This window comes from Streptomyces luomodiensis (assembly GCF_031679605.1).
Lineage (GTDB): Bacteria > Actinomycetota > Actinomycetes > Streptomycetales > Streptomycetaceae > Streptomyces > Streptomyces luomodiensis.
Window position 1 is genome coordinate 8,422,939 of record NZ_CP117522.1, and the last position, 14,502, is coordinate 8,437,440.

General features: G+C 70.9%; 13 protein-coding genes. 4 read left to right on the forward strand and 9 right to left on the reverse strand.

Annotated features, from left to right (window positions below):
• The first annotated feature begins 7 nt into the window (after positions 1-7).
• Positions 8-1,099, forward strand: coding sequence for a tartrate dehydrogenase (locus tag PS467_RS35560; protein WP_311038660.1), 1,092 nt, complete (start codon positions 8-10; stop codon positions 1,097-1,099).
• 123 nt (positions 1,100-1,222) lie between these two features.
• On the opposite strand, the gene PS467_RS35565 is transcribed toward PS467_RS35560, so the two are convergent.
• From PS467_RS35565 to PS467_RS35580, 4 genes are all read right to left on the reverse strand, one after another.
• Positions 1,223-1,969 (reverse strand): succinate dehydrogenase/fumarate reductase iron-sulfur subunit, encoded by a 747-nt coding sequence (locus tag PS467_RS35565; RefSeq protein ID WP_268975806.1) that lies wholly within the window; start codon positions 1,967-1,969, stop codon positions 1,223-1,225.
• Positions 1,966-3,924, reverse strand: coding sequence for a fumarate reductase/succinate dehydrogenase flavoprotein subunit (locus PS467_RS35570; protein WP_311038661.1), 1,959 nt, complete (start codon positions 3,922-3,924; stop codon positions 1,966-1,968). Before PS467_RS35570 ends, PS467_RS35565 begins: the two co-directional genes overlap by 4 nt.
• Positions 3,925-3,926: 2 nt before the next feature.
• On the reverse strand, positions 3,927-4,634 hold the full coding sequence (locus PS467_RS35575; RefSeq protein ID WP_268975808.1) for a succinate dehydrogenase: 708 nt from the start codon (positions 4,632-4,634) through the stop codon (positions 3,927-3,929).
• A gap of 165 nt (positions 4,635-4,799) precedes the next feature.
• The gene (locus tag PS467_RS35580; RefSeq protein WP_311038662.1) at positions 4,800-5,381 is read right to left on the reverse strand and encodes a TetR/AcrR family transcriptional regulator; all 582 of its coding nucleotides are present in this window, start codon (positions 5,379-5,381) and stop codon (positions 4,800-4,802) included.
• A 123-nt stretch (positions 5,382-5,504) separates the two neighbouring features.
• On the opposite strand from PS467_RS35580, the gene PS467_RS35585 reads away from it, so the two are divergent.
• Entirely contained in the window at positions 5,505-7,328 is a 1,824-nt protein-coding gene (locus PS467_RS35585; protein WP_311038663.1) for a flavin-containing monooxygenase, read from the forward strand.
• Between the two features lie 54 nt (positions 7,329-7,382).
• Positions 7,383-9,041 (forward strand): hypothetical protein, encoded by a 1,659-nt coding sequence (locus PS467_RS35590; protein ID WP_311038664.1) that lies wholly within the window; start codon positions 7,383-7,385, stop codon positions 9,039-9,041.
• On the opposite strand, the gene PS467_RS35595 is transcribed toward PS467_RS35590, so the two are convergent.
• Together PS467_RS35595 and PS467_RS35600 are read right to left on the reverse strand one after the other, a co-directional pair.
• Positions 9,027-9,758: an alpha-ketoglutarate-dependent dioxygenase AlkB family protein gene (locus PS467_RS35595; protein WP_311038665.1), complete on the reverse strand. Its 732-nt coding sequence runs from the start codon at positions 9,756-9,758 to the stop codon at positions 9,027-9,029. The genes PS467_RS35590 and PS467_RS35595 overlap by 15 nt on opposite strands.
• 19 nt (positions 9,759-9,777) lie before the next feature.
• A complete protein-coding gene (locus tag PS467_RS35600; RefSeq protein WP_268975813.1) occupies positions 9,778-10,284 on the reverse strand; it encodes a methylated-DNA--[protein]-cysteine S-methyltransferase in 507 nt (168 codons plus the stop codon).
• Between the two features lie 275 nt (positions 10,285-10,559).
• On the opposite strand from PS467_RS35600, the gene PS467_RS35605 reads away from it, so the two are divergent.
• Positions 10,560-11,462, forward strand: coding sequence for a S1 family peptidase (locus tag PS467_RS35605; RefSeq protein ID WP_311038666.1), 903 nt, complete (start codon positions 10,560-10,562; stop codon positions 11,460-11,462).
• Between the two features lie 123 nt (positions 11,463-11,585).
• On the opposite strand, the gene PS467_RS35610 is transcribed toward PS467_RS35605, so the two are convergent.
• Genes PS467_RS35610 through PS467_RS35620 form a run of 3 tightly spaced genes read right to left on the reverse strand, consistent with a single transcriptional unit; the run spans position 11,586 to position 14,448 of the window.
• Entirely contained in the window at positions 11,586-12,638 is a 1,053-nt protein-coding gene (locus tag PS467_RS35610; protein ID WP_311038667.1) for an NAD(P)/FAD-dependent oxidoreductase, read from the reverse strand.
• 50 nt (positions 12,639-12,688) lie between these two features.
• Positions 12,689-13,468, reverse strand: a complete 780-nt coding sequence (locus PS467_RS35615) for an ABC transporter permease (RefSeq protein ID WP_311038668.1) — start codon at positions 13,466-13,468, stop codon at positions 12,689-12,691.
• Positions 13,465-14,448 (reverse strand): ATP-binding cassette domain-containing protein, encoded by a 984-nt coding sequence (locus PS467_RS35620; protein ID WP_311040063.1) that lies wholly within the window; start codon positions 14,446-14,448, stop codon positions 13,465-13,467. The genes PS467_RS35615 and PS467_RS35620 overlap by 4 nt, the downstream gene beginning before the upstream one ends.
• Positions 14,449-14,502: the final 54 nt, after the last annotated feature.

Consider the following 14,502-nt stretch of genomic DNA (forward strand, 5'->3'; position numbering starts at 1 on the left):
GGCATCCGTGACCACACCCCGCACCTTCCGCATAGCCGCCATCCCCGCCGACGGAGTGGGCAAGGAGGTCGTGGCCGCCGGCCGGGCCGTCCTGGACGCCCTGGCCGAGCACTCCCGGGGCTCCGAGGGTGCCTTCGCCTTCGCGTGGGAGGAGTTTCCCTGGGGCTGCGAGTTCTACGAGCGGACCGGCAAGATGATCGACGACGACGGCCTGGACCGCCTCAAGGACTTCGACGCCATCTACTTCGGCGCGGTCGGCTGGCCCACCGTCCCCGACCACATCAGCCTGTGGGGGCTGCGCCTGAAGATCTGCCAGAGCTTCGACCAGTGGGCCAACGTCCGTCCCGTGCACTTCCTGCCCGGCATCACCAGCCCGCTGCGCAAGGCCGACGACAGCGAGCTCGACTGGGTGGTGGTCCGTGAGAACAGCGAGGGCGAATACGCCGGTCTGGGCGGCCGGAACCTCTCCGGCCGTGGGCCGGGTGGCGAAGTGGCCGTGCAGTCCGCCCTGTTCACGGAGGTCGGCTGCGAGCGCATCATACGGTTCGCCTTCGAGCTCGCCCGCACCCGGGCCCGCCGCAAGGTCTCCTCGGTCACCAAGAGCAACGCCCAGCAGTACGGCATGGTGCTGTGGGACGACGTGTTCCAGCGGGTGGCCGCCGACTACCCGGACGTGGAGACCGAAAGCGTCCTGGTGGACGCGATGTCCGCGAAGTTCGTGCTGCGCGCCGAGGACCTGTCCGTCGTCGTGGCCTCCAACCTCAACGCCGACATCCTCTCCGACCTCGGCAGCGCCCTCGCCGGCAGCCTCGGCCTGGCCGCCAGCGCCAACCTCAACCCCGAGCGCCGTTTCCCCAGCATGTTCGAACCCGTCCACGGCTCCGCCCCGGACATCGCCGGGCAGGGCCTCGCCAACCCGATCGGCGCGGTCGGCAGCGCGGCCCTGATGCTGGACCACTTCGGCCTCCCGGACCAGGCGGACCGGCTGCGGAAGGCGATCGAGGCCACGACCGCCGCCGGGATCCTCACCCGCGACGTCGGCGGCACCGCCACCACCGAGGACGTCACCAAGGCGCTCATCGACGCGCTGAACGGCTGAAGGTAGCGGCCGGACGGCGGTGGATTCGGTCGGCGGCGGAGGTCGAGCGTCCAGAGACCTCCGCCGCCGGGACACCCCATCCACGGAGCATTGTCGAGGGGTGCCGTTCGAGGGGGAGTGCGGTCAGCGCTTGACCTTGCGGGTCGCCCGCAGCCACTCCTTGTTCATCGCGGTGATGGAGAACAGTGGGATGCCCTTGGGGCAGGCCGTGGCGCACTCCCCGGTGAGGGTGCAGCCGCCGAAGCCCTCGGCGTCCATCTGGGACACCATGTCCAGTACCCGGGTCTCCCGCTCGGGAGAGCCCTGCGGCAGCACATTGAGGTGGTTGACCTTGGCCGAGGTGAACAGCATCGCCGCGCCGTTGGGACAGGCCGCCACGCAGGCGCCGCAGCCGATGCACTCGGCGTGCTCGAACGCGTAGTCCGCGTCCGCCTTGGGCACCGGAGTGGCGTGTGCCTCCGGCGCGGACCCGGTCGGGGCGGTGATGTAGCCGCCGGCCTGGATCACCCGGTCGAACGCGGAGCGGTCCACCACCAGGTCCTTGATGACCGGGAAGGCGGAGGCGCGCCAGGGCTCGATGTCGATGGTGTCGCCGTCCTGGAAGGACCGCATGTGGAGCTGGCAGGTGGTGGTGCGCTCCGGACCGTGGGCGTCACCGTTGATCACCAGGCTGCACGCACCGCAGATGCCCTCGCGGCAGTCGTGGTCGAAGGCCACCGGCTCCTCCCCCTTGACGATGAGCTCCTCGTTGAGGACGTCGAGCATCTCCAGGAAGGACATGTCCTCGGAGACGTCGTCGAGCTGGTAGGTGGCCATGGCACCGGGGGTGTCGGCGTTCTTCTGGCGCCATACGCGCAGGGTGAGCTTCATGCGTAGCTCCGCTGAGTGGGGTGGACGTACTCGAAGGTCAGCTGCTCCTTGTGGAGCACGGGGGCGGCGCCGGTGTCGGTGAACTCCCAGGCCGCGGCGTAGGAGAACTCCTCGTCCTTGCGGGCGGCCTCGCCGTCGGGGGTCTGGGACTCCTCGCGGAAGTGGCCGCCGCAGGACTCGGCCCGGTGCAGGGCGTCCAGGCACATCAGCTCGGCCAGTTCCAGGTAGTCCACGATCCGGTTGGCCTTCTCCAGCGACTGGTTGAACTCCTCGCCGGTGCCCGGCACCTTGATCCGCCGCCAGAACTCCTCGCGGATCTGCGGGATGCGGTCCAGCGCCTTGCGCAGCCCCTCGTCGGTGCGGGCCATACCGCAGAACTCCCACACCAGCTCGCCGATCTCGCGGTGGAAGGAGTCGGGGGTGCGGTCGCCGTCCACGGCCAGCAGCCTGGCCAGCCGGTCCTCGGTCTCCCGCACGGCCTCGACGGCCGCCGGGTGCGAGGCGTCGACCTCGTCCTTGTGCGGGTTGCGGGCCAGGTAGTCGTTGATCGTCGACGGCAGGACGAAGTAGCCGTCGGCCAGGCCCTGCATCAGCGCGGAGGCGCCGAGCCGGTTGGCGCCGTGGTCGGAGAAGTTGGCCTCGCCGATCGCGAACAGCCCCGGCACGGTGGTCTGGAGGTCGTAGTCGACCCACAGCCCGCCCATCGTGTAGTGGATCGCGGGGTAGATGCGCATCGGGACCTCGTACGGGTTCTCCGCCGTGATCCGCTCGTACATGTCGAAGAGGTTGCCGTACTTCTCCTCGACCGCCTTGCGGCCCATCCGGGCGATGGCGTCGGCGAAGTCCAGATAGACGCCCTGGCCGCCGGGGCCGACCCCGCGTCCCTCGTCGCACACGTTCTTCGCGGCGCGGGAGGCGATGTCGCGCGGCACCAGGTTGCCGAACGACGGATAGATCCGCTCCAGGTAGTAGTCGCGCTCGTCCTCGGGGATCTCGGCCGGCGGACGGGTGTCGCCCTTCGCCTTGGGCACCCAGATCCGCCCGTCGTTGCGCAGCGACTCGCTCATCAGGGTCAGCTTGGACTGGTGGTCCCCGGAGCGCGGGATGCAGGTCGGGTGAATCTGGGTGAAGCAGGGGTTGGCGAAGTAGGCGCCGCGCCGGTGCGCCCGCCAGATGGCGGTCGCGTTGGAGTTCATGGCATTCGTCGACAGGTAGAAGACGTTGCCGTAACCGCCGCTGGCCAGCACCACCGCGTCGGCGAAGTACGTGGAGATCTCGCCGGTCACCAGATCGCGGGCGACGATGCCACGCGCCCGCCCGTCGACCACGATCAGGTCCAGCATCTCGGTGCGGGCGTGCAGCTCCACATTGCCCGCCGCGATCTGGCGGGACAGCGCCTGGTAGGCGCCGAGCAGCAGCTGCTGGCCCGTCTGGCCGCGGGCGTAGAAGGTGCGGGAGACCTGCACACCGCCGAAGGAGCGGGTGTCCAGCAGACCGCCGTACTCCCGGGCGAAGGGCACGCCCTGGGCCACGCACTGGTCGATGATCTCCACCGAGATCTGCGCCAGGCGGTGGACATTGGACTCGCGGGCGCGGAAGTCGCCGCCCTTGACGGTGTCGTAGAACAGCCGGTGCACCGAGTCGCCGTCGTTGCGGTAGTTCTTCGCGGCGTTGATGCCGCCCTGGGCGGCGATGGAGTGGGCCCGGCGCGGTGAGTCCTGGTAGCAGAACTGGACCACGTGGTAGCCCTGCTCGGCCAGGGTGGCGCCGGCGGCGCCACCGGCCAGGCCGGTGCCCACCACGATGATGGTGTGCTTGCGGCGGTTGGCGGGGTTGACCAGCTTGGCCTGGAAGCGGCGGGTGTCCCAGCGCTCGTTGACCGGCCCGGAGGGGGCCTGCTCGTCCTTGATCGGCTCGCCGACGGTGTACTCGGTGTATTCGTTGTAGGAGGTCATGGTCAGCTCACCACTCCGGTCATGACACCGACGGGTACGGAGATGAACCCGGCGGTGAGAACGATCGCCAGGACGTTCGCGATGGTCTTGAGCGCCCGGTCACGGGTGCGGTTGCCCGCGCCGAGGGTCTGCGCGGCGCTCCAGAAGCCGTGCCGCACATGCATGCCCATGGCCAGCATGGCCACGATGTAGATGACGTTCCCGTACCAGGTGGAGAAGGTGTCCACCACGTTCTGGTACGGATGGCCCTCCTGGAACCCGTCGGGGTGCACGGTGCCGGTGGTGAGGTCCAGGACGTGCCACACGATGAACAGGCCCAGGATCACCCCGCCCCAGCGCATGGTCCGGGTCGCGTAGCTCATCCGTGGCTTGGAGTGGACGTACTTCTGCGGACGGGCCTTGATGTCGCGGCGGCTCAGCTGGTAGGCGGACACGCCGTGCAGGATCACCGAGGCGAGGAGGATGACACGGGCGATCCACAGACCCCACTGATGGTGCAGAACGGGCGCGCCCATGACGCGGAGCCAGTGCCCGTAGGCGTTGAACTCCTCCGGGCCGAAGAAGATCTTGGTGTTCCCGAGCATGTGGACGGCCAGGTAACCGATCATGATCAGGCCGGTCACGCCCATGACGATCTTCTTGCCGACGGTCGACTGCCAGAAAGTGGACGCCATGGACGGCCGTCGGTCCGTCCGCGTTGTCAATGCCATGGACACGACGTTAAGACCGGACGGGTCCAAAGAGCCAAGATATGAAATCGATCATCTCGATAGACGTTGGCTATCGAGGCTGCCCCGAGACGGTCCGGTACCGGTCCGACGGGCGGTGCGGGAACCGCTCAGATCCAGCCACGTTCGATCCCCTTCGGGGACATATCAGCGGAACCCCTCACGGGTGATGTCGACGGCCTGGCGGAGGAGGTCCACGGGGTCGCACTCCCCGCGTTCCAGGGCGGCCTGCCCGACGACACGGAGGGCGGCCAGCACGGTCGCGGCGAGCACCTGGGCGCGCAGCGGCCCGTCCGGCCCGGCGGGCAGGCGCTCCTCCACGGCCTCCGCGAAACCCCGCTCGGCGGCGGCGTAGGTGGCCACCACCTCGGGGAGGAGCGACGGATCGAGCCGCAGGGTCCGGTAGCGCTCCTCCCGCGCGGGGTCCGGGGCGTCCTCGGCGGCGTGCTGCTCGGCGGCCCGCAGCAGCGCCGTCATCAGGGACTCCTCCGCGGGGCGGGTGCGGAAGAGCTCGACCAGCCGGGCCGTGCGCGCCCGGTCCTGGTGCAGCAGCGCCTGTTCCTTGCTGGCGAAGTAGTTGGAGAAGGTGCGCCGGGAGACGGTGGCGGCATCGGCGATGGCCTCCACCGTGAGGTTCTCGACACCGTGCTCGGTGGCCAGCCGCACGGCGGCGTCGTGCAACGCCTGGCGGGTCGCCGCTTTCTTGCGCTCACGCAGGCCGGTACTCATCGCGGTCGAGGATACGGGAAAGGCCGGTTCTTGCGGGTCACTTCTTGCTCAATGGGAAATCTTGCACAGTGAGAAAGTTTCTGTGAGGCTGACACCGCGTCACCGACCAGGAGAGGACGGCCCATGTCCACCCCCCGCCATCCGTCCACCGCCGGCTCCCCGGACCCGGCGGAGCTGGGCTTCGACCCCGATGCCCTGCGCGCGAAGTACCGGGCCGAGCGCGACCGCCGCATCCGCCCCGATGGCAGCAAGCAGTACCGGCGCGTCACGGGAGAGTTCGGTGCCTACGCAGACGACCCGTACGCGGACACCGGCTTCACCCGCGCGCCGCTCACCGACCGGGTCGAGGTGGCCGTCATCGGTGGCGGGTTCGGCGGTCTCCTCGCGGGCGCCCGGCTGCGGCAGGCCGGTGTGCGGGACATCCGGATGATCGAACAGGGCGGGGACTTCGGCGGCACCTGGTACTGGAACCGCTATCCGGGGATCCAGTGCGACATCGAGTCCTACGTCTACCTGCCCCTGCTCGAGGAGATCGGCTACGTACCGACGTGGCGGTACGCGCCGGGCGAGGAGATCCGGCAGCACGCACAGGCGATCGGGCGCCACTTCGACCTCTACCGCGACGTCTGCTTCCAGACCCAGGTGACCGCACTGCGGTGGGACGAGGCCGAGTCGGAGTGGATCGTCCACACCGACCGCGACGACCGCATCCGGGCGCGCTATGTGGTGATCTCCAGCGGAACACTCAGCCGGCCGAAACTCCCCGGCATCCCCGGGATCGAGACCTTCAAGGGGCATACGTTCCACACCAGCCGCTGGGACTACGGCTACACCGGTGGCGACGCGAGCGGCGGCCTGAGCCGGCTCGCCGACAAGCGCGTGGCCCTCATCGGCACCGGAGCGACCGCCATCCAGGTGGTGCCGCACCTGGGGCGGGACGCCGAGCATCTGTACGTGTTCCAGCGCACGCCGTCCTCGGTCGATGTGCGCGGCAACCGCCCCACCGATCCGCAGTGGGCCGCATCGCTGACGCCCGGCTGGCAGCGGCGCCGCAGGGACAACTTCCTCACCGTGGTCACCGGCGGCCAGGTGGACGAGGACCTGGTCGGCGACGGCTGGACGAGCACCGCGCGGCTCCAGCAGAAGCTCATTCCCACCGACAGCTATGCCGGTCTCCCGCCCCAGGAGCGGGAGCGCCTCTACGAGATCGCCGACTTCCAGAAGATGAACGCCATCCGCGACCGGGTGGACTCCGTCGTGGCGAACCCGTCGACGGCCGAGGCGCTCAAGCCCTGGTACCGGTACATGTGCAAGCGGCCCACGTTCAGCGACACCTATCTCGACACCTTCAACCGGCCCAACGTCACGCTGGTGGACACGGCCGACCACGGGGGCGTCGAGCGCATCACCGAGCACGCCGTCGTGGTCGGCGGGGCCGCGTACGAGGTCGACTGCGTCATCTTCGCGACCGGGTTCGAGGTCGGCGTCTCCGGCGTCACCTCAGGACTCCTGCCGGTGCACGGACGCGGCGGTGTCACCCTGACCGAATCCTGGCGCGACGGCCCCAAGACGCTGCACGGCTTCTACAGCCACGGCTTCCCGAACCTCTTCCAGCTCGGCCCGCTGCAGAACGCCAGCGCCGTCAACTATGTGCACATCCTCGATGAGCAGGCGATCCACGTGGCCGAGGTGCTCGCAGAGGCGCGCGAGCGCGGGGCCCGGTATGTCGAGCCGACCGCCGTGGCCGAGGCGGCCTGGTGTGCCACGATCCGTGAGAAGGCCGCGGACCTGCACGCCTTCCAGGCCGAGTGCACCCCCGGCTACTACAACAACGAGGGCATGCCCAGGGAGCGCAGCGAGTCGTTCGGCGACGGGCCGATCGCCTTCCACGCCCTGCTCAGGCGCTGGCGGGCGGAGGGCGGCATGGACGACGTGCTCGTCATCTGACTCCGGGGAAACGCTGACCGGACCGCGGACACCAGACCAGAACAGGGAGCGACGATGCACCCCAGCCGGTTCGACGACACCGGCCACCTGCAGGCCACGAGCGACCGTCTGGAGGTGCGACGGCTCACCCGGGCGAACCGGCTGTGGGGATCCAACGGCGTCACCTTCGGCCCCGACGGACGGCTGTACGTGGCGCAGTTCCTCGCCGGGCAGATCAGCGCCGTGGACCCCGCCTCGGGCGACATCGATGTGGTGGTGCCGCTCGACGGCCCCGTCGAGGCGCCGGACGACCTGGCCTTCGGGGCGGACGGCTCGATGTACATCGCCGATCTGACCCCCGGCCGGGTGTGGCGGCGCAGCGCCGACGGCGCGTACACGCTCGTCTCCGACCAGGTGGCGGTCCCCAACGGCATCACCTGCGTCGGCGACCGCCTCTTCGTCAACGAGATGAAGATGAACGGCCGTCTGATGGAACTGTTCCCGGACGGCGGGGACCCCGCGGTACTGACCGACGGACTGGCCCTGGGCAACGCGATGCAGCTCGGTCCCGACGGCTGTCTGTACTACCCCCAGATGATGCGCAACCAGGTCTGGCGGATACCACCGGACGGAGGGGTGCCCGAGCTGGTCGCCGAGGAGGTGGACGACCCGGTCGCGGTGCGGTTCGACCGGGGCGGCGTCCTCGTCGTCCTCTCCCGTGGCATGGCCGGGCTGGTGACCCGCATCGATCTGGCCACCGGGGCGCGGTCGGTCGTCGCCACCGGTATCGCGGGGCTGGACAACGCCGCGTTCGACCACGAGAACCGGATGTTCGTCTCCAGCTACGCCAGTGGCGGGATCGCGGAGCTGGCTCCCGACGGCCGGACCCGGGTGGTGGTCCCCCGGGGGTTCGACGGACCCTTCGGCATCACGGTCGACCTCGGCGGCACGGTGTACGCGGCCGACCACTTCAGCATCGCGAGCCCGGATGTCTCCGCGCCCCACCCCGACTCGGCCTCCGACGCCGCCTCCGGTTCCGGCTTCGACGAGGGCGGGCCGGAGCCCGGTGTCGTCACCCGCGAGCTGATGTACTCCGTGCACAACGTCACCGCCGACAACGGCCTGCTGCACCTCACTTCGCAACTCGGCGACGTGCGCACCTACGACCCCGTGCGCAGGACCACCCGGGTCCGGGCGACCGGGCTGGACCGGCCCACCGGAATCGCCGTCGGACCGGACGGCTCCCTGGTGGTCGCCGAGACCGGCGCCGGCCGCGTCCTGCGCATCGACGACACCGACACCGTCAGCGTGCTCGCCGAGGGACTCGACCACCCCCTCGATGTCGCCTTCGACGCCGGACAGCGCTGTTACGTCAGCGACGACCGGCGCGGCGCGGTGCTCCGGCTGGAGGACGACGGCGCGGCGGTGGTCGTCGTGGACGGGCTCGGCGAACCGCAGGGCCTGGCCGTGCGCGGGGACGAGCTGTTCACGGTCGAGGTGGCGCACCGGCGGCTGCGGGCGATCTCGCTCGCCACCGGAGAGAGCAGGATCGACGCCGAGAACCTGGCGGTCGGCCTGCCGCCCGGGATCACCCGCACCGAACCCGAGCCGGTCCCCGGAGTCCCCGGCCGTCCGCGCCAGTTCGCCGGACTCGCCGTCGGCCCGGACGGGGCCCTGCTCCTCTCGGCCAACGGGGAGGGGAGTGTGCTGCGGTTGGCCTCACCCGCCGGATGAGCCGAGGGGCCCGGGAGCCCGGCGGCCGGTGTCGGCCGGGTCGTTGTCGGTCGGCTCGGTGTCGGCCAGGCCGGTGACCCGCAGGGTGATGTTCAGCCGACCGGACGTCAGCCCGGTGGCCGGATCGCCGGTCCCGGGCAGGATCCTGGGCACGGCGTGGTAGGCGTAGCGGGAGGGACCTCCGAAGACGAACAGATCGCCGGAGGCGAGTTCGAGATCGGTGTACGGCTTGGTGCGGGTCTCGGTGTTGCCGAAGCGGAAGACGCAGCTGTCGCCGATGGTGAGCGAGACCACCGGGGCGGACGACCTCTCGTCCTTGTCCTGGTGCATGCCGAGCTTCGCCTGCGCGTCGTAGAAGTTGATCAGCGCGGTGTCGGGGGTGTACCCGTCACCTGCCGTCTCGTCCTGGTACGCGTCGGCCAGGGCGCGACGGCCCAGCTCGACCAGCCAGTCCGGGAACGCGGCGACCCGGGCGCCGTTCACATCGTCGGCGGTGCGGGTGTACGCGTAGGGCTGCCAGTGCCAGCCGACGCACACCGTCCGCACCGACATGACGCCCCCGCGCGGCAGCCGCGTGTGCCGGATCGGGACGGGGCCGGTGGCCCAGCCCCGGCAGGCGGTGACCAGCTTCCGCTGCTGTCCGAGGGTGAGCCAGCCCGGCACATGGACGGCGCCGGGGGCCACCTCGAGCCGTGGGCGGGGGATCAGGGCGTTCATACGGGGGCTCCGCGAGTGCTCAGGCGGACTGGAGGGCGCCTTCGTGGACCAGGAGGCGCTCCTTGCGCTCCAGTCCGCCCGCGTAGCCGGTCAGCGCGCCACTGGCGCCGATGACACGGTGGCAGGGCCGTACGATCAGCAGCGGATTGCGGCCGATCGCGGTGCCGACGGAGCGGACCGCCGTGCGCGGCGCGCCGATCTGCCGGGCGATGTCGCCGTAGCTGACGGTCGTGCCGTACGGAATGGTCTCCAGCGCCTCCCAGACCCTGCGCTGGAAGTCCGTGCCGCCCACCACGCACTCGATGTGGAAGCGGGTGCGCTCGCCGTCGAAGTAGGCGCGCAGCTGGGAGACGATCTCGGTGAACGCCCCGGCGTCCTCGCGCCAGCCGTCCTGGACGACGGCTCCGCCCTTCTGGCCGGGCACGGACAGGGAAACGAGCGCGGTGCCCCCCGGCGCGGTGGCGGACCGCTCGCCCACCAGCAGCAGCCGGCCGAGCGGGCTGTCGATCGTCGTGTGGACCGTCATGGCGGGTCCCTCTCTTCTCGCCGTTCTGTGGTGCGCGGCTCCCAGCATGCGTCGTCCGGGGACGGAAAGCTGGCGGGATTCGGACATGGCGTTTCCCTGCCCGGCACCAGCCTACGCGGGCACGAGGCCGGCCGATCCGCGTACGCCCGTACGGCTCCGGACTCCGGGCTGGTCGCGGGGAGAGCCGGACCTCGGGAAGCCGGGTTCCGCGTCCGCCCGGCCACGGGCACAATGAGGCGGTTGGACCAACTGACGTCCATGTCAAGGAGGTTCGGGTGAGAACAGCACGCCGCTCCGGGAGACGTCGCCGGCTGATCGCCGCGCTGTCCGGTCTGTTCGTCACGGTCGCCCTCGCATCAGTCGGCACGAGCGCGGCCGCTTCCTCCGCGCCCACCGCCCCGTCCGGGCCCGGCGCCGCCCCGGCCGCTTCAGCCGCCTCGGCCGTGGAGTCCCTGGGTATCCCGGGCACCGCCTGGACCGTGGACGAGCGCACCGGAACGCTGCGGGTCGTCGTCGGTTCCACGGTCCGGGGAGCCGATCTGGCCAGGCTCGACCGTACCGCCGGGCGTTTCGGCGGCGCCGTCACCGTCGAGCGGCTCGGCGGTCCGCTGCGGACCCTCCTCTCGGGCGGGGACGGGGTCTACTCCGCGGGTCTGCGTTGTTCCGTGGGGGTCAATGTGCAGAGCGGGGCCTCGTACTACTTCATCACGGCCGGCCACTGCACCGATGGCAGCTCCACCTGGTACACCGGCTCCGGCCTGACCACCCCGGTCGGCCCGACCACCGGCACCAGCTTCCCGGGCGACGACTACGGCATCGTCCGGTACACCAACACGGCCGTTCCGCACCCCGGCACCGCGGGCACCGTCGACCTCACCGGAACCGCCACCGCCTACGTCGGCCAGCAGGTCTGCCGCCGCGGGGCCACGACCGGTGTCCAGTGCGGACAGGTCACCGCGCTCAACGCGACCGTCAACTACGGCGGCGGTGACATCGTGTACGGCCTGATCCAGACCAACATCTGTGCCGAGCCGGGCGACAGCGGAGGTCCGCTCTACGCGGACGGCAAGATCATCGGCATTCTCTCGGGCGGCTCCGGGGACTGCGCCTCGGGCGGCACCACCTTCTACCAGCCGATCCAGGAGGTGCTGAGCGCCTACGGCCTCACCGTCTACTGACACCGTCCGACGGCGGGCACGGCCACATCCCGCCGGCGGTCCCGGCCCCCGGCGGGATGTGACCGTGCGGGTCGGCGGGATGTGGCCGTGCCGCCGACGGGGCGTGGCCGTGCGCGACCGCCGTCACAGGCCGTGGCGACGGTCGCCCAGCACCGCCTCGCAGACCCGCGACTCCGCCGCGGCGGAGAACGCGAGGTCGCCGCGGGCTCGGGCGGCGACGGCCTGCCGGGTCTCCTCGGCGATCAGGTCGGCGTTGATATGGGCGGCCGCGGTCGCGCCCGCGGCCGCGGCCGCACCGACCTGGGCGGCCGGATCGGTGACATTGCCCGCGACCCACACCCCCGGCACGTCGGTGCGGCCGGTCGCGTCGGACGGGATGTGCTCACCGGCGCCACTCGGATGCTCCACCGGCCGCAGCCCGAGCGCCGTCAGGAAGCCGGTGCGCGCCACCATCCGGGGCGCGACGGCCAGGGCCTCCCGTTCCACCACGGTGCCGTCGCTCAACCGCAGACCGGTGAGGCGGTCCCCGACCACCTCCAGGGACGCCACCTCGCCGTCCACCACGCGGATGCCACGGGCGGCCAGCTGCTCCGCCTCCTCACCGGACGGCGACGGCATGGTGTGCGAGAAGAACGTGATGTCGTCGCTCCACTGACGGAACAGCAGCGCCTGGTGCACCGACATCGGCCCGCTCGCCAGCACCCCGATGGCCTGGTCACGGACCTCCCAGCCGTGGCAGTACGGACAGTGCAGCACATCCCGGCCCCACCGGGACCGCAGCCCCGCGACGTCCGGCAGCTCGTCGACCAGTCCGGTGGCCAGCAGCAGCCGGCGCGCCCGGACGGCCCGGCCGTCGGTCAGGGTCACCCGGAACCCGGTCTCCTCGCGGATCACCTCACCGACCTCGCCGGACACCACCTGACCGCCATAGCCGCGGACCTCGGCCCGGCCCCGCTCCACCAGCTCGGCCGGCCGCATCCCGTCCCGGGCCAGCAGTCCGTGCACCCCCGAAGCCGGGGCGTTGCGCGGGTTTCCCGCGTCGATCACCACCACCGACCGCCGCGCCCGGGTCAGCATCAGCGCCCCGCTCAGTCCCGCGGCACCACCGCCGATCACCACCACGTCATAGCCGTTCTTCAGCTCGTCGATCACCTCGACCACCTCCACGGCAACCATGCGAGCCTGCCGCGCGAAAGCGCGAAGCGTGTTGCCGGTACGGCAAAAAATCACCTGGTGGTGCTGTTGAACAGCGAACGCGACCAGACGTAGCCGATCACGGTGATGCCCACGCACCAGGCGAGCGAGACCCAGCCGCTGGAGCCGATCTCCGAACCGGTGAGCAGCCCGCGCAGCGTCTCGGTCATCGGCGTGAACGGCTGGTTCTGGGCGAACCAGCGCAGGCCCGGGGCCATCGAGTCGGCCGGCACGAACGCCGAGCCGAGGAACGGCAGGAACTGGATGAGCAGCGGCTTGTTGCTCGCGGACTCGACCGTCTTGGAGATCAGGCCGAGGGCCGCCGACAGCCAGGCCACGGCGAACGCGATGGCCGCGATCAGCCCGGCCGCCGCCAGCCACTCGAGGGGGTCGGCGTCCGGCCGGAAGCCGAGCGCGAGTGCCGCCCCCACCACCAGGACCAGGCTCACCACCGTGGTGATGACACTGCCGATGACATGGCCCGTCATGAACGACGAGCGTGTGATGTTCATGGTGCGGAAGCGGTTGATGATGCCCTCGGTCATGTCCTGGCAGACCGCGATCGAGGTGGACATGGCCCCGGCCGCCACGCCCATGATGATGACGCCGGGCGTCAGATACTCCAGATACGCGTCCCGGCCGCCGCCCAGGCCGGCGCCGATCGAGTCCCCGAAGGCGTACACGAACAGCAGCAGCATCAGGATGGGCATCATGGCCGGGCCCAGGGACACGGCGGGATAGCGCAGGGCGTGCTTCAGGTTGCGCCGCAGCATCGTCTTCGAGTCGTGCACGGCGTGGGCGAGGGTGCTCATCGCGGGGTCTCCTTGGTGTGAAGGGCGGTGCCGGTGCTGCCGTCGCCGGTCAGGGCGAGGAACACGTCGTCCAGGTCGGGGGTGTGCACGGAGAAGGCGGCGGCCCGGCTGCCGGCGGCGTCGAGCCGGCCGAGCAGGGCGCGCAGCGCGTCGACGCCGGCGTCGCCCGCCACGCGCAGGGCGAGGTTCTCGTCGTCGCGGGCCGCGCCGGGGAAGGCGTCGGCCGCGCGCTCGAACTCGGCGATGTCGTCGAAGCGCAGCCGTACATGGCTGCCGGGGATCCGCGCCTTGAGTTCGTCGGCGGTGCCCTCGGCGACGATCCGGCCGCCGTCGAGCACGGCGATCCGGTCGGCCAACTGGTCGGCCTCTTCCAGGTACTGGGTGGTGAGGAAGACGGTGACACCGCCCGCGACCAGTGAGCGAACCGTCTCCCACATGGTGCGGCGGCTGCGCGGGTCGAGCCCGGTCGTCGGCTCGTCCAGGAAGATCACCTTCGGGTCGCCGACCAGTGTCATGGCGATGTCGAGCCGGCGCCGCATACCGCCGGAGAAGGTCGCGGCCCGCTGGTGCGCGACGTCCGCGATGCCGAACCGCTCCAGCAACTCCTGTGCGCGGGAGCGCCCTTCCCGCTTGCCGAGGCGCAGCAGATCGGCCATCAGGAGCAGGTTCTCCTCGGCGGTGAGCAGGTCGTCGAGCGCGGCGAACTGCCCGGTGACGCCGATCGCGGCGCGCACCCCGTCCGGGGAGGTGGCGACGTCGTGGCCCGCGACCTGGGCCTGTCCGCCGTCGGCGGCGATGAGCGTGGACAGGATCCGCACGGTGGTGGTCTTGCCGGCGCCGTTCGGCCCGAGCAGCGCGAACACGGACCCGGCCGGGATGCGCAGATCGATGCCGTCGAGCACGGTCTTGTCGCCGTAGGACTTGCGCAGATCGGCAGTGGAGACGGCGGGGGCGGCGGCCGCGTTGATGGATGTGGGCATGACAGATGAACGCATGGAGCCCTCCCGTTGAAGGCTGAAGGGGCGTGTGGAGTG

Bases quoted from the DNA above. Each gene is read 5' to 3' on its own strand.
- PS467_RS35615 (WP_311038668.1), bottom strand. From the start codon at position 13,468: ATGAGCACCCTCGCCCACGCCGTGCACGACTCGAAGACGATGCTGCGG.
- PS467_RS35570 (WP_311038661.1), bottom strand. From the start codon at position 3,924: ATGACCTCCTACAACGAATACACCGAGTACACCGTCGGCGAGCCGATC.
- PS467_RS35595 (WP_311038665.1), bottom strand. From the start codon at position 9,758: ATGAACGCCCTGATCCCCCGCCCACGGCTCGAGGTGGCCCCCGGCGCC.
- PS467_RS35575 (WP_268975808.1), bottom strand. From the start codon at position 4,634: ATGGCATTGACAACGCGGACGGACCGACGGCCGTCCATGGCGTCCACT.
- PS467_RS35580 (WP_311038662.1), bottom strand. From the start codon at position 5,381: ATGAGTACCGGCCTGCGTGAGCGCAAGAAAGCGGCGACCCGCCAGGCG.
- PS467_RS35585 (WP_311038663.1), top strand. From the start codon at position 5,505: ATGTCCACCCCCCGCCATCCGTCCACCGCCGGCTCCCCGGACCCGGCG.
- PS467_RS35565 (WP_268975806.1), bottom strand. From the start codon at position 1,969: ATGAAGCTCACCCTGCGCGTATGGCGCCAGAAGAACGCCGACACCCCC.
- PS467_RS35590 (WP_311038664.1), top strand. From the start codon at position 7,383: ATGCACCCCAGCCGGTTCGACGACACCGGCCACCTGCAGGCCACGAGC.
- PS467_RS35600 (WP_268975813.1), bottom strand. From the start codon at position 10,284: ATGACGGTCCACACGACGATCGACAGCCCGCTCGGCCGGCTGCTGCTG.
- PS467_RS35620 (WP_311040063.1), bottom strand. From the start codon at position 14,448: ATGCCCACATCCATCAACGCGGCCGCCGCCCCCGCCGTCTCCACTGCC.
- PS467_RS35610 (WP_311038667.1), bottom strand. From the start codon at position 12,638: ATGGTTGCCGTGGAGGTGGTCGAGGTGATCGACGAGCTGAAGAACGGC.